The sequence below is a fragment of the Paenibacillus sp. 1-8 genome (assembly GCF_056316205.1).
Genome location: NZ_CM149995.1, coordinates 3,469,270 through 3,483,382 on the forward strand (window position 1 = coordinate 3,469,270; position 14,113 = coordinate 3,483,382).

Consider the following 14,113-nt stretch of genomic DNA (forward strand, 5'->3'; position numbering starts at 1 on the left):
TTAGCGCTCTCCTCTCACTGCGGCGGCGATAGCAGCCTGACGCGGTTGCTTTGGATGATTTCTTTTGTGCTCACGGATCATGTCCAGAAAGCGGTCAAACAAGTAGCCGTTATCGTAAGGTCCAGGCGCAGCCTCCGGATGATATTGCACCGAAAACGCGGGATACTTGGTATGCTTAAGACCTTCAATCGTTTTATCATTGTTATTAATATGCGTCACTTCAAGCTCGGTTCCTTCGATCGAACCCTCATTCACCGTGTAGCCGTGATTTTGTGAAGTAATGAAGCAGCGTCCGCTCTCCAGTTCCTTCACCGGATGGTTACCGCCGCGATGACCAAATTTCAGTTTCTCCGTATCCGCTCCCGAAGCTAAGGCAAACAACTGGTGTCCCAGGCAAATTCCGAAGATCGGATATTCCCCTAGCAGTTCAGCCACCGTGCGTACGGCATGCGGTACGTCTTTGGGATCTCCAGGGCCGTTGGACAACTGAATTCCGTCCGGGTCCAAGCGGCGAATTTCCTCTGCCGTTGTATCATGTGGAACAACAACCACATCACAATCCCGTTTATTCAGCTCGCGCAAGATACCGCTCTTAGCGCCATAGTCAATCAGTACGATCCGCTCCCCGTTGCCAGGGCTGCTATACGGATGAGGTGTAGAGGTCAATGGAACCTGATTACGCAGTTCTTCAATCGTCAGGTCAGCCATCATTTCTTTCAGTTCTTCCACAGGCTGACTGCCTGTCGTCAAAATGCCCTTCATCGTGCCGTGATGGCGAATAATCCGGGTAAGCATGCGGGTGTCGATGTCGCTAATGCCAATGATGCCATATTCCTTCAGCAAATCGCCCACGCTGTATTGAGCACGCCAGTTGCTTGGCGCAGGCTCGTAATGTCGAACAGCAAAGCCGTGAACATAAGGCCGTACTGATTCAAAGTCATCACGAGTAATTCCGTAATTGCCAATCAGCGGGTAAGTCATCGTTACGATTTGTCCGCAATAAGAGGGATCGGTCAGTACCTCCTGGTAGCCTGTAATCCCTGTGTTGAAAACGACCTCGCCTGTTTTTTCACCGTCCGCACCAAATGCTGTGCCTGTAAACAGCGTGCCGTCCTGAAGCAACAATCTTGCCTGCATCCCGTCTCACTCCTCTGTATGATTTCCTGCTATAAGGTTCTATTTTTTAGTGGTTTGTATTTATTTCACTTCGTCAGCAGACCATACCAGTCTGCCATCTACCCAAGTTTTCACTGGCCAGCCTTTAAGTTTCCAGCCTGTAAAAGGAGTGTTGCGTCCTTTGCTGGCGAATGTTTGCGGATCAACGGCCTGCTCCTGCTCCAGATCAATCATCGTCAGGTCGGCGGGTGCTCCTTCTTCCAAGCGCCCTGTATCGAGGCGGAAGACACGCGCCGGATCAGCCGTCATGCGCCGTACCAGAAAGTCCAGCGTCCATTGTCCGGTAGCTACAAATTTCGTGTACAGTAGCGGGAAAGCTGTTTCAAAGCCAACGATACCGAAAGGTGCTAGTTCCAAGCCTTTTGCCTTCTCTTCTTCGCTGTGTGCCGCATGGTCGGTCACGATGATGTCGATCGTACCGTCCTCCAGTCCCTCGATGCAGGCCTGCACATCACGCGGGGAGCGCAGCGGAGGATTCATTTTCCAGTTCGCATCCAGCCCCGGAATATCTTCATCCGACAATACCAGATGGTGTGGACATACCTCAGCCGTTACCTTGATGCCAAAAGATTTCGCGTGGCGGATCAACCGCACAGACTGCTCCGTGCTGACATGGCATACATGATAGTGTGCCCCGGTTGCCTCGGATAGTAAAATGTCCCGTCCGACGTGAATCGCTTCGGATTCGTTCGGAATGCCTTTAAGTCCGTGACGCTTGGCAAATTCGCCGTCTGTCACCGCTGCTCCTTCAACAAGCGTGTTATCTTCACAGTGAGCAATAACCGGCATATCCAGCGCTTTGGCTCGCGCCATGGCGTCCTTCATCATTTGCGCGCTTTGCACCCCGACACCATCGTCAGTAAAGCCGATTGCGCCTGCTGCTTTGAGCGCTTCAAAGTCCGTCAGCTCGCGGCCCAACTCGTTTTTCGTAATGGCTGCGTAAGGAAGTACCTTGGCAAGCCCGGCGTCCTGGCCCTTTTTCAGTACCAGCTGAACCGTATCCGCATTGTCTGTCACCGGGCGTGTGTTCGGCATGCAGGCAATCGTCGTAAATCCGCCTTTCACCGCCGCGCGGCTGCCCGTTTCAATCGTTTCTTTATATTCAAAGCCAGGTTCTCTCAGATGCACATGCATGTCGATTAAACCGGGAATCACCAGCTTGCCTTGGGCGTCGATTTTTTCGACTTGGCTCTCCTGCTCGGATGCCCCTTCTTCCACGAGTAGACTAACTCCAGCGTCCGCATTTACGATTGCTAGGATTTTTCCGTCCGCGATCAGAATAGATTTCAGTTCAGCTTCGCCCTGTTCGTTCAATACGTTTGCATTCATAATTAATTGGTTCATGTAAAAGGTTCCTCCGCTCAGGTTTTCTGCAACTTTAGCCGCTGCTTGTTATGCTTTGCTTTAACCGTTACCAATGCTAATTCCGCGATCCTGCTGACAGTTTCTACAGCTTCATTGCCCGTTCCATAACCGCCATGCGGATTGGAACCCCGTTTGCCATCTGCGGGAAAATCCGTGATTGTTCGCTTTCCACGACTGCACTGTCGATTTCCACATTCCGGTTTACTGGAGCCGGATGCATAATGATCGTTCCGGGTTTAAGATTGGCTGCTCTTTGCTCTGTCAAGCCGTACTGCTCGCGATACTCATCCGCTGAGCGCAGCATTCCTTCGGCGTGTCGTTCCAACTGTACCCGAAGCATCATAACTACGTCTGCCTGCAATGCCTCTTGCATCGGTACATAAGGCGCGTGCGCCGCAAGATCAGATGCCTGCATATTATCCGGCGCGCAGAAGCTAACCTGGGCTCCAAATTTTTGTAAGGCCCACAGATTCGAGCGAGCCACACGGCTGTGCAGAATGTCTCCAATGATGGATACTCGCAAGCCTTTTAGCTCGCCGAAAGTCTTGCGCATCGTGTATAGGTCCAGCAACGCCTGCGTTGGATGCTCGTTGTTGCCATCACCAGCGTTTACCAGTGGGACACTGACCTTCTCAGCAAGCTCCTGCAGCACTCCGGCTGGCTTTAGCCGAATGACTCCTGCGTCGATGCCCATGGATTCAAGCGTGCGCACCGTGTCGTAGATGGATTCCCCTTTTTCTACACTGGAGGCCGCAGCGGAAAAGTTCAAAACCTGAGCGCCTAAGCGTTTTTCCGCCATTTCAAAAGAAAAGCGGGTGCGGGTGCTGTTTTCAAAAAACATGTTGGCCGCAAAGCGTGATTGCATCACTGGAACCAGCTTTTGCGGCTGTGATTCCCAATAATGAGCGCGATCCAGAATGGACTCGATTTCATTTCGGCTAAGTTCTTTTAATCCGAGCAGGCTGCGTTCTCTAAGTTGACTGGTTGTTGTAATCATGCCTGTTCCCCCCGGTTCTGATTGATCGTCACTTCGTCCTTACCGTCCGTCTCCTGAAGCGCAACTACGATTTCCTCGGATTTGGAGGTTGGGATATTCTTGCCGATGTAATCCGGACGAATCGGAAGCTCACGGTGTCCGCGATCTGCCAGCACCGCCAGCTGGATCATTTGCGGTCGTCCGCAGTGCATCAATGCGTCCATCGCCGCGCGAATGGTACGGCCTGTGTACAGCACATCGTCGAAGAGAATGACTTTCTTATCATGAACCGATACGTCAGCGGGATTCATCAAAAGCTCTTTTCCATTTCCCTTGGCTTCGGCATTGTTCCCCCGGTCATCGCGGTAAGCTGTGACATCCAGCTCCCCCCATGGAATTGGAGCGCCCTCAATTTCAGCGATTTTTGCAGCGAGACGCTGCGCCAGATGAACCCCTCGCGTTCGAATGCCTACCAGCACACAATTGTCAATACCTTTGTTTTTCTCCAAAATTTCATGTGCAATCCGTGTCAAAGCCCGGCGAATCGCAATTTCATCCATCAGTACATGCGTTTCATTACTCATGCTTCCAGCCTCCTCAGGTTATGTTCCCTTCAGACCTGGTCCCGTGTTCGGATACAAAAAAGACTCCTTGCCCAAGTTTGGCAAGGAGTCTCGTATGAACAGTCTTCCACCGTTCTCCGATCTCTCGGATACACTGAAGACATACCGCCGCAGCGGATGCACTGATCAGTGATCCATTCACGTTACCTTGCCAGCCTCACGGGACTGATTTAAAGGTGCTATTCAGGATTTTCTTTATCCAGCTTCTCATAGTGAAAGATGGCAAGCCATCTTTTGGACAAAGTTCATCGCAACTACAAGAAGTATGACAGATTGAAAATCACGTGTCAACACCTGTTCAACCGGAGCCACCGGAAGCACTTAAATAATTATACATCTTTGTTGTATAATTATCCATAGTTGTTTTTACATATACCTTTCCCAATAACAAAAATAACCGCCAATTAGGCGGTTATGCTTAATCATTATTCAGGTTTGTGAATACGAATGCAATTTGTGATGGTTTACCGACTGCGTAAGGATGCCAATACATCTTCCATATCGGGAGGAATCGGTCTGCTGAACTCCATGTACTCTCCAGTGGTGGGATGCTTAAAGCCCAATACCGCGGCATGCAGTGCCTGACCGTCCATTCGGACCCCTTTGCTACGTCCATACATCGGATCACCGACCAACGGGTGCCCAATAAATTTCATGTGCACACGGATTTGATGTGTGCGCCCTGTTTCCAGTTGAAGTTCCAGCAAGGTGTAATCCCCCAAACGCTCAATCACGAGAAAATGGGTAACTGCATGCTTGCTGTTGCGCTCTGTCACAGTGAACAATTTGCGGTCCCCCGAATCACGCCCGATGGGAGCATCTACCGTTCCCTGATCATGACTTAGATGACCGTGAACCAGCGCTATATATTTGCGAGTGACACTGTGGTCCTTGAGTTGCGCTGCGAGCGAGGCGTGAGCCTGATCATTTTTGGCCGCCATCAGCAGTCCTGATGTATCCTTATCAATACGATGGACGATACCAGGACGCAATTCTCCGTTAATGCCGGAAAGATCATGACAGTGATACATGAGCGCGTTGACTAGTGTTCCCGAAGAGTGTCCCGGTGCAGGATGTACAACCAGACCACGTTGCTTGTTAATGACAATGACGTCCGAATCCTCGTAAACAACATCCAGCGGAATATTTTCCGGTACAATATCTACACTCTCCGGCTCAGGTACGGATAATGAAATTCGATCACCTTCAGCCAGCTTGTAATTCGCCTTGATCGCTGTGCCGTTCACCAGCACCCGACCGTTCCCGATCCACAGTTGAATCTGGGAACGGGACACATCCTTCATTTCTTCGGCGATATATTTGTCTATACGCGTTTTGGCATCCCCTGATTCCGCTGTCCATTCCAGGGATTCACCCTCAAGTTCGTCCTCATAAGACAGACCTGTTGCTTCGCCGTTTTCGTTTACTTCTTTCATGCTATGACTTCCCTTCAATGCTATCACTGCCATTATCTTTGTTCCGACGCGATTCCAGCAATGTATCCAAAATAATTAGTGCTACACCGATGACAATCGCCGAGTCTGCCACATTAAAAATCGGAAACGTATAGCTTCCAAAATTGAATTGAGCAAAATCAACCACTTCTCCTGAAATAGCCCGATCCAGAAAGTTACCGACCGCGCCTCCAAGTACCAAACTTAATGCAATTGGAAGCAATTTCTGCCTGGCCTTAACCGTCTTCCGTAAATACCATATGATACCGATCACCACTACAATTGTAATCACGATAAACAGCCAACGTTGGCCTTCCAAAATCCCAAAAGCGGCTCCACGATTACGATGGGAGGTGATTAAAAAGAAATTGCCGATGACTGGTATTTGCTCGTACAATTCCATACGCGTAGCCACCAAATATTTCACTCCCTGATCAATCAAAAAAATAATTAGCGCAATACCAAAATAAATCACAGTCCTTCGTCACTCCGATCTGCTTATATCCGTTGTCGATCCCATTTATTGTAGCATAAGCCTTCTCAGATCGTCCACGAATCCCGCGAGCTATCGGTACTGGATTACGAATGAAATCAACTCCAGCGCATTTGATCAGAATTTCCTATGTAAAAGAGGTCTTCCCGGTGCAAACTACAAGGAGCATAACCGACATAGCGCACGCGCAGGTTTAACCTAGAATAAGGAGAGGATTCCATGTCCCCATTGACGGAGCAACAATTGCAGGGATTGCGTAACGAACTGCTGGAACGTAAAAAAGAGATTGAGCATCGTTTGCAGGACAACGATCATTATGGACTTAGTGATTCCCAACGCGATCAGACTGGCGAGCTTTCCCCTATTGATAATCATCCGGGCGATTTGGCTACCGAAACGTATGAGCGAGCCAAGGACATTTCCCTGTTGGAGCATGACGAATTTCAATTAGAACGTATCGAATCAGCCTTGCTGGCAATGGATAAGGGAACCTATGGCATTTGTGCAGCTAGCGGCAAACCGATTCCTTATGAGCGTCTGCTGGCTGTTCCCTATACCATTTACTGTAAAGAATACAGCCCTGAAACGGAAGTATCTAATCGACGCCCGGTCGAAGAAGAATTTCTGGCTCCTGCATTCGGCAGAACAAGCCTCGATGAGCGTGATGATCAAAATGGCTTTGATGGTGAAGATGCCTGGCAAATCGTTGAAAGCTGGGGAACATCTAACACACCAGCTATGGCTGAAAGTCGCGAAATCCACCGCTACGACGATATGGAAATTGAGGCCAACGATGATAATATGGGCTTCGTGGAGCCCTACGAAAGCTTTGTAGCTACAGACATATATGGAAAAAATGTATCTGTTGTCCGCAGCTCCATTTATCAGCGTTATCTGGATGATGGCGAGGGCGAAGGTCTGCTGGAGCTGGAGCCGGATACGAACGAAGACGAATAGTTAAACGAAATCCTAACAGGTAAACAAGTACCTAGTAGGTGTTTAGCTCCAGTTGTCGTTGCACAATCCGTACAATATCAGCAATATAATCACCGATGATCGGCAAATTCAGGGCTCCCAGCACTTGCAACACATAAATAATGGTCGCCGCGAAAAAAGTAAAACCAAGCGCGATGCCAAGCCCCCGGGATAGACCTGATATTAAGTTTAGCCAGAGCAGTCGCCAAGGCTTGTTAAGCAACAGGGCATAGTCAGCAATGCGGGTGCGTTCCAACTGCTGTGCCACGGAACGCACCAGCTTTTCCACACGGCTTAGTTGGTCAGCCTGATTACCTACTGTACTTTGATCTGTTGCTACAACCCCCGTACTTCCTCTATTCATGCCTTGGCGGCTTCTCCCCTGTCTGCGCCTTGATCGTGCTGTCATGCACAATCCCCCTTCCCCCGCTGCCCTAAAAGCAGCAAACGAGCCGAAGCAAGTAACGGAGATCATCCATCCGTTTCCAATGCTTAGGCTCGTTTTTATATGCTGCCTGTTATTGTATTATGGGACAGGGGTCTTGTAATTATTCCCCAATATGCACGCCGATGGTTTTACCGTTCACTTCAACGCGTTCCACAGGCTCGGCTTGGCCAAATGTCACCGTGGTTACCAATACGTTCTCACGCAACACCGAATCGAAGTTTTCGATCGCCTGACGCAACTCACTATCTACATCCAGCGTCAGTGCGACATGCTTTTCAATTGGCAGATCCAGCTTTTTACGGTAGTCCTGCACCGCACGAACAACCTCACGTACCCAACCCTCTTGCTCCAGCTCAGGCGTAATGTCCGTGTTCAACGCTACTGTTAAACCGTAGCCGGAAGCGGAAGCAAAGCCTTCCTTCGCTTTTTTCTCCACCAGCAATTCCTCGGCTGTAACCTGTAACTCTTCCCCTTCTGGAGAAGCCACGTTCAGCACTCCTTTTTCTACAACCGAACGAGTGTCCTCCGCAGACATTCCTTTGAAAAAGTTTTGCAGGAAGCCGACATTTTTGCCGTATTTCTTGCCCGCTACCTTCAAATTCAGCTTCAGTGTGAAGTCTACAAAGCCACTGTCGTCCGTTTCAACATGAATATGTTTCACATTGATCTCATCCTTGATGATTTCCTCATAACCACTCAGCTCAAAATCCTGATCCATGGACAAAATCAATTCAGACAACGGCTGACGCGTTTTCAGTCCCGTTTCGTTACGGACGTTGCGCGCCAGTTCTACTACGCGGCGAGCCGTCTCCATGTCACGTTCCAGCTCCAGATCAATCAGGTCTTCATTGGCAGTCGGATAATCATCCAGATGAACGCTTTCCCCGTTGCTCAGGTTCAGGTAAATATCCTCAGCCAGCATCGGTGTGAACGGCGCAAGCAGCTTCGCTGTCGTCAATAACACCTCAGTCAGTGTGCGGTACGCATCCAATTTATCTTCTGTAAGGCCATTGCCCCAGAATCGGTCGCGCGAACGGCGGATATACCAGTTGCTCAGTTCATCCACGAACGACTCAATCGCTTTGGAGGAGTTCAGGAAGTCGTTCACAGCCAGCGCTTTGTCCACCACCAGAATCAAGCTGTTGAGGCGGGACAAAATCCAGCGATCCAGCTTGTGTGCTGATGGCTTGAACGGATGCTGTGCCGGATCAAAACCGTCGATATCCGCATACAAGGTCAGGAAAGCATGTGTATTTACGAGCGTATCTACCAGCTTCGATTTGGCTTCGCCTACAATACCTTTGGAAAAACGTTTGCTATTCCACGGTGCACTATCGGACAACAATGCCCACCGGAAAGCATCTGTACCGTACTCGTCAATCACTTCCCACGGATTAATAGCATTTCCCTTGGATTTGGACATTTTCTGTCCCTGCTCATCCAGTACGTGGCCTGTCGCCATAACTGCTTTATAAGGAGCTTTCCCTGTCAGCATGGTCGAAATCGCAAGCAAGCTGTAGAACCAGCCACGAGTCTGGTCAATACCTTCACAGATCATGTCTGCCGGGAATTGCTGCTCGAATGTTTCATTATTTTCAAACGGATAATGATGTTGGGCAAAAGGCATGGAGCCGCTGTCGAACCATACGTCGATCACTTCCGGTGTACGGGTCATTTCGTATTTACCGCATGTACTGCGAACCTTGATTTCATCTACATATGGTTTATGCAGCTCAAAGTCCGCTGGTACGTCGCCAATCGCACGTTCCCGCAGTTCAGCAATACTATGCGGAGCGAACTGCTCTCCGGTTTCTTCACAAACCCAGATATTCAGCGGTGTGCCCCAATAGCGATCACGGCTGATGTTCCAGTCCACCAATTCCTCCAAAAACTTGCCGAAGCGTCCTTCGCGTATATGACCCGGATACCATTCGATTTCGTTATTGTTGGCAATCAGTTGATCCTTGATGGCGGTTGTTTTGATAAACCAGCTGTCCATGGCGTAGTACAATAGCGGGGAGTCACAACGCCAGCAGAACGGATAGCTATGCTCGTATTTTTCCTTACTGTAAAGCAAGCCTTTTTCCGACAGCATTTTAACAATATCCACATCACAGTCCTTCACAAAACGGCCTGCAAAATCAGTGATTTCCTCGACGTAGTTACCTTGAAGATCCACCACATTGATGAATCCAACGCCATTTTCACGACATACCCGGTAATCATCTTCACCATGCGCAGGAGCCATATGAACGATACCTGTACCGCTGGAGTCCGTTACGAACTTCGCACCCAGAATCTGATTGCCCTTCTCGACTTGGAAATAAGTAAATGGCGGAGTATACGTTTGACCTACCAGTTCCGAACCTGGCAGCGTGCCAACCACTTCATGATCGCCTTTAATCACGTCTTCGACGAGATTTTTGGCAACGATGTATACACCGTCTTCCTGTTTTACACGAGCGTATTCTAGATCAGGATTGACGGCAAGTGCCACGTGACTCGGCAGGGTCCAAGGTGTTGTCGTCCAGGCCAACACATATTCACCACTGCTATGCAGCTTAAATTTGGCCGTGGCGCTCAGGTCTTTTACGTCTTTGTAGCCCTGTGCCACTTCATGGGAACTCAGCGTAGTTTGACAACTCGGACAATACGGACTTACGCGATGACCGCGATACAGCAGACCCTTTTCGTGAATCGTCGCCAGAATGTTCCACACACTCTCGATATAGTTATTATCCAGCGTGATGTATGGATTATCGAGGTCTGTCCAATAGCCGATAGCTTCGGTCAGATCACGCCATTGCTGCTCATACTCAAATACGCTGGCTTTACATTTTTTGATGAACTTTTCCACACCATACTCTTCGATTTCAGACTTATGGGAAATGCCCAATTGCTTCTGTACACCCAATTCTACCGGCAGACCGTGGGTATCCCAACCCGCCTTACGTACGACACGATATCCCTTCATCGTCTGGTAACGGCCGACAAAATCCTTAATTACACGGCCCAGCACGTGACCGATATGCGGTTTACCATTAGCTGTTGGCGGGCCTTCATAAAATACAAAGTTTGGCTTATCCTCACGATGTGTGATCGTTTTACGGAATGTGTCCTCCTGCTTCCATTTGGTCAGAATGCGCAGGTCGCGGGACCGTGCCTTTTCTTTGACATCCACTCTGTTCATAATGTCATACTCCCTCTCTGATCATCATTGGTTGGTGTAGCATTCTCTGAAAAAAAGCAACAAAAAAGCCCCGTCCCTGTAAGGGACGAGACTGTGCTCGCGTTACCACCCTGATTCCGTAAACAGACCATCTCAAAAAGACTGGTTCTGTTACGGCTCTCCGAGCCCTACTCAACTACAGCAGGGCGCCATTATAACGTATGGCGAACGGTGAATGCTTACACACACCGGATAAAATCCAAGCGCTTCAGCTCACTTCTCAGGGAGGATCTTCGGTCATGTTCTGAACGTTGGCTTGCACCGGAAAAAGGCCAACTCTCTGAGGGACAAAATCATGACGTACTCGTTCCCATCAACGAATTCCAAATGTTAAATTCATCGGGATATTAAATCAGCAGCTTCGCTGCCTGAATAACGACTCATTACCCACAATGGATAACGTGATATTCAGTATAGTATTTACAGTTATAGCCTGTTTAAAGGTAAAAGTCAACCCTGACAAGGACTAGAAATTGCTGTTCGGGATGACGATTAATAAATCTCTTTCATTTCACGCTCGCGCTCCAGCACTTCGCGTTCACGATTTTCAAGCGCTTCCCATCCGTCCTGACTTAGCAAGTCAAGTTGCGCCTCCACCAATGTACGAAAACGTGCCCGGTAAATCGAAGCCTGCTTCTTCAGTTCCTCGACCTCCAGCGCAATTTTGCGGGATTTGGACAACGCTTCATTCACAATACGGTCCGCATTTTTTTCCGCTTCCCTCACGATGAGCTGCGATTCTTTCTTGGCGTTATTACGGACTTCATCAGCCGCTTCTTGCGCCACGATAATCGTCTTGCTCAGCGTATCCTCAATGGTCGAAAAATGATCGAGCTTTTCCTGAACATTCAAAAGCTGTGTACTCAGTTCTTTATTTTCACGGATAACGCCCTCGTAATCCTTGATCACCTGATCCAAAAATTCATTGACCTGATCTTCGTCATAACCGCGAAGCCGGCGGGCAAATTCCTTGTTATGTATATCCAATGGCGTTAATGGCATGCCGTCCACCTCCTATAAGATTGACAAAAAAACATTTACCGCGTCACGACGCTCACTATCATCTATCGGTCATCATACCCCGTTTTGTGAAAACTGTACAGAGCAAAATCGTTCCAGTTCTTTGCTATAGCTTAATTCTTTCGACAGAAAGCTCGTGATTCCTGCCTCCAGCTATATAAACTTGCCAATTTTGACACGGAATCTTCCCTTTTTTGTCATTCCATCTGTTTCCAGCACTTTGAAACGCCCAAATCCCTGCACGGAAATAACGTCCCCTGCCTTGAGTAAAGTGGATGGATTCTCCTCCACCTTCCAATTCACCCGGCAACGTCCGGCGCGGATCGGAGTTAAAATCTTGCTCCGGCTGAGCTTGTACACATCACTGGTAATGCCATCCAGACGCAAAGAAGCCACCGTCAGGTCCAACGGCTCCAATGTAACGTCCTTCGTTCTCAGATTTTCTGGAGGCAACAGCTCTGTCCATACATGAACACGATGAACCTGTTGTAAATGCATCGTAATAAAATCGCTGATCTCAGAAGCCACCAATACATGGCACCCGTCGTCCAGCACATGAATATCCCCTATTTTTCCACGCTTGATTCCAAGTCCTAATATTGCACCCAAATAATCCCCGTGCTCCAACGTGTTAATTTTATGATCATCGGACGTGACGGAAAGAACCTGAATACCCATATTCTCTCCGTCCACATACGAATAATCGGGCGCTATTAGCGCCCGCTTTCGTTCCGATGCCTCATAACCGCCATCTACCCTAATCGTGACCTTGTCTTCCTTCGAAGCAAGCGTCTCCAATATGTACAGTTGACGCGGGTCCAAAAAATCAGTCAGCTTTTGCTCATGGTAAGCCCCCGCATGACTGATCCATTCGGAAGCGCGATCTACATAATCCCGTTCATCCGGGTGAAAATGCTCATAAATCTCAGTTCGCATAAGTCCTCCTAGACGAAATTCCTAATTAAGGACATCAAACCATACGACGCAAAACGCAGAGCAATCAGCGCAACAATGGGTGAAATATCAATCATCCCGAAGATTGGCGGTATAAATCTGCGAAAAGGAGACAAATACGGCTCCACAAACTTGGCAAGTAAATCACCGATCACACTCTCTCTTGCATTAGGAAGCCACGACATCAGGACATATGCAATGATCATGTAAGAATAAATCTGAAATAGCCAACCGATTACCTCGATCAAGAAAAGCTCACCTCATTCTGTTAAGTTCTTGTTCAGTGTCAGCTAGTATTTCCGTAATGGAGCCTTGAATTTCAACCGTATCCGGTGTACACAGGAAAATATTATTGCCCACCTTGGAGATGCCTCCGCCCAACGCATATACAGTACCACTTAAAAAATCAATAATTCGCAGCGCCTGATCCTTGCGGATGCGTTGCAAATTGACCACGACGGTACGATGGGAACGAATATGGTCGGCAATTTCCTGTGCTTCATCATAAGAACGCGGCTCATACAGGACAACTTTCACATTTTTCTGTGAATGGATGCTGACAACATTATTGCCCTTCTGGTTCTTACGTTTATCAAAGCTTGGGGTTTCAATTTCTTGATCTTCCGGCGTATTCATAACCTCTCGCTCTACAACTTCCTCTTCTTCCTGAAGTCCCAGGAAGTTCATGAACTTATTCATTACGCCCAATGGAAATCCTCCTCTCGTCCGACCAGTACAGAACCAAGCCGTAACCAGGTCGCTCCTTCTTCAACCGCCACCTCAAAATCATTAGACATGCCCATCGATAAGTGAACAATAGGTTCTCTTGTTAAAGCTTGTCCATTTATCGCATCACGCAATTCACGTAGCCCCCGAAATACAGGCCGGGTATTCTCCGGGTCTTCCTCATGGGGAGCCATCGTCATCAAGCCAATCACGTCCACATGCTCAAGCTCACGAATTTGTTTCAAAAAAGGGGCCACCGCCTCAGGAGAAAGACCATATTTAGAAGTTTCCCCAGAAATGTTAACTTGCACAAAAGCTTTGACCCTCAGTTCAAGAGCAGCCGCCTTCTTGTCCAATTCCTGAGCCAGTGACAGCCGGTCAAGCGAATGTATAAATTCAAATTTTCCAATGACATCTTTAACCTTATTCGTTTGCAGATGACCGATAAAATGCCATGTTCCCCGATCACCCAGCTTGCTCCATTTATCCGCAGCATCCTGCCAGCGATTTTCGCCAACATGCTCCAAGCCACTGTCCAATACAAAAGCCATCGCCGCTGCCGAAACATATTTCGTGACAGCGATCACATTTACTTCTTCACGCGAACGTCCGCTGCGGGCACATGCCGCTTCCACACGGGCGTTCACTTCTTTAATTCGTTCCTCCAAAGACAC

At 48.6% G+C, this 14,113-nt stretch carries 14 protein-coding genes and 1 other annotated feature; of the genes, 1 reads left to right on the forward strand and 13 read right to left on the reverse strand.

The window, feature by feature from the left end:
- From carA to lspA, 6 genes are all read right to left on the reverse strand, one after another.
- Positions 1-1,137 (reverse strand): glutamine-hydrolyzing carbamoyl-phosphate synthase small subunit, encoded by a 1,137-nt coding sequence (gene carA / locus AC0WRU_RS15915; RefSeq protein WP_476125506.1) that lies wholly within the window; start codon positions 1,135-1,137, stop codon positions 1-3.
- A 60-nt stretch (positions 1,138-1,197) separates the two neighbouring features.
- Positions 1,198-2,520, reverse strand: a complete 1,323-nt coding sequence (locus AC0WRU_RS15920) for a dihydroorotase (RefSeq protein WP_476125507.1) — start codon at positions 2,518-2,520, stop codon at positions 1,198-1,200.
- Between the two features lie 103 nt (positions 2,521-2,623).
- Positions 2,624-3,538, reverse strand: a complete 915-nt coding sequence (locus AC0WRU_RS15925) for an aspartate carbamoyltransferase catalytic subunit (RefSeq protein WP_476125508.1) — start codon at positions 3,536-3,538, stop codon at positions 2,624-2,626.
- Positions 3,535-4,101: a bifunctional pyr operon transcriptional regulator/uracil phosphoribosyltransferase PyrR gene (gene pyrR / locus AC0WRU_RS15930; protein ID WP_137063758.1), complete on the reverse strand. Its 567-nt coding sequence runs from the start codon at positions 4,099-4,101 to the stop codon at positions 3,535-3,537. The genes AC0WRU_RS15925 and pyrR overlap by 4 nt, the downstream gene beginning before the upstream one ends.
- Before the next feature lie 503 nt (positions 4,102-4,604).
- Positions 4,605-5,576, reverse strand: a complete 972-nt coding sequence (locus tag AC0WRU_RS15935; protein WP_025684629.1) for an RluA family pseudouridine synthase — start codon at positions 5,574-5,576, stop codon at positions 4,605-4,607.
- A gap of 1 nt (position 5,577) precedes the next feature.
- Positions 5,578-6,069 (reverse strand): signal peptidase II, encoded by a 492-nt coding sequence (lspA, locus tag AC0WRU_RS15940; RefSeq protein WP_025684630.1) that lies wholly within the window; start codon positions 6,067-6,069, stop codon positions 5,578-5,580.
- A 237-nt stretch (positions 6,070-6,306) separates the two neighbouring features.
- Between lspA and AC0WRU_RS15945 the strand changes: the two genes are divergently transcribed.
- Complete coding sequence (locus AC0WRU_RS15945) at positions 6,307-7,044, forward strand: TraR/DksA C4-type zinc finger protein (RefSeq protein WP_476125509.1); 738 nt, start codon at positions 6,307-6,309, stop codon at positions 7,042-7,044.
- Between the two features lie 31 nt (positions 7,045-7,075).
- Here the strand turns inward: AC0WRU_RS15945 and AC0WRU_RS15950 are convergent, their stop codons facing one another.
- From AC0WRU_RS15950 to AC0WRU_RS15980, 7 genes are all read right to left on the reverse strand, one after another.
- Positions 7,076-7,471, reverse strand: coding sequence for a DUF5665 domain-containing protein (locus AC0WRU_RS15950; RefSeq protein ID WP_476125510.1), 396 nt, complete (start codon positions 7,469-7,471; stop codon positions 7,076-7,078).
- A gap of 139 nt (positions 7,472-7,610) precedes the next feature.
- Complete coding sequence (ileS, locus tag AC0WRU_RS15955) at positions 7,611-10,700, reverse strand: isoleucine--tRNA ligase (protein WP_476125511.1); 3,090 nt, start codon at positions 10,698-10,700, stop codon at positions 7,611-7,613.
- A 78-nt stretch (positions 10,701-10,778) separates the two neighbouring features.
- Positions 10,779-11,065 (reverse strand) — a binding site (T-box leader).
- A gap of 166 nt (positions 11,066-11,231) precedes the next feature.
- On the reverse strand, positions 11,232-11,741 hold the full coding sequence (locus tag AC0WRU_RS15960) for a DivIVA domain-containing protein (protein ID WP_476125512.1): 510 nt from the start codon (positions 11,739-11,741) through the stop codon (positions 11,232-11,234).
- A 171-nt stretch (positions 11,742-11,912) separates the two neighbouring features.
- On the reverse strand, positions 11,913-12,695 hold the full coding sequence (locus AC0WRU_RS15965) for a YlmH family RNA-binding protein (RefSeq protein WP_476125513.1): 783 nt from the start codon (positions 12,693-12,695) through the stop codon (positions 11,913-11,915).
- Positions 12,696-12,703: 8 nt separating this feature from the next.
- The gene (locus AC0WRU_RS15970; RefSeq protein WP_134913494.1) at positions 12,704-12,961 is read right to left on the reverse strand and encodes a YggT family protein; all 258 of its coding nucleotides are present in this window, start codon (positions 12,959-12,961) and stop codon (positions 12,704-12,706) included.
- 7 nt (positions 12,962-12,968) lie between these two features.
- On the reverse strand, positions 12,969-13,421 hold the full coding sequence (locus tag AC0WRU_RS15975; protein ID WP_025684635.1) for a cell division protein SepF: 453 nt from the start codon (positions 13,419-13,421) through the stop codon (positions 12,969-12,971).
- Complete coding sequence (locus AC0WRU_RS15980; protein WP_476125514.1) at positions 13,412-14,113, reverse strand: YggS family pyridoxal phosphate-dependent enzyme; 702 nt, start codon at positions 14,111-14,113, stop codon at positions 13,412-13,414. Before AC0WRU_RS15980 ends, AC0WRU_RS15975 begins: the two co-directional genes overlap by 10 nt.

Coding starts and splice junctions, on each gene's coding strand:
- carA (WP_476125506.1), bottom strand. CDS start 1,137: ATGCAGGCAAGATTGTTGCTTCAGGACGGCACGCTGTTTACAGGCACA.
- AC0WRU_RS15920 (WP_476125507.1), bottom strand. CDS start 2,520: ATGAACCAATTAATTATGAATGCAAACGTATTGAACGAACAGGGCGAA.
- AC0WRU_RS15925 (WP_476125508.1), bottom strand. CDS start 3,538: ATGATTACAACAACCAGTCAACTTAGAGAACGCAGCCTGCTCGGATTA.
- pyrR (WP_137063758.1), bottom strand. CDS start 4,101: ATGAGTAATGAAACGCATGTACTGATGGATGAAATTGCGATTCGCCGG.
- AC0WRU_RS15935 (WP_025684629.1), bottom strand. CDS start 5,576: ATGAAAGAAGTAAACGAAAACGGCGAAGCAACAGGTCTGTCTTATGAG.
- AC0WRU_RS15945 (WP_476125509.1), top strand. CDS start 6,307: ATGTCCCCATTGACGGAGCAACAATTGCAGGGATTGCGTAACGAACTG.
- AC0WRU_RS15950 (WP_476125510.1), bottom strand. CDS start 7,471: ATGACAGCACGATCAAGGCGCAGACAGGGGAGAAGCCGCCAAGGCATG.
- ileS (WP_476125511.1), bottom strand. CDS start 10,700: ATGAACAGAGTGGATGTCAAAGAAAAGGCACGGTCCCGCGACCTGCGC.
- AC0WRU_RS15960 (WP_476125512.1), bottom strand. CDS start 11,741: ATGCCATTAACGCCATTGGATATACATAACAAGGAATTTGCCCGCCGG.
- AC0WRU_RS15965 (WP_476125513.1), bottom strand. CDS start 12,695: ATGCGAACTGAGATTTATGAGCATTTTCACCCGGATGAACGGGATTAT.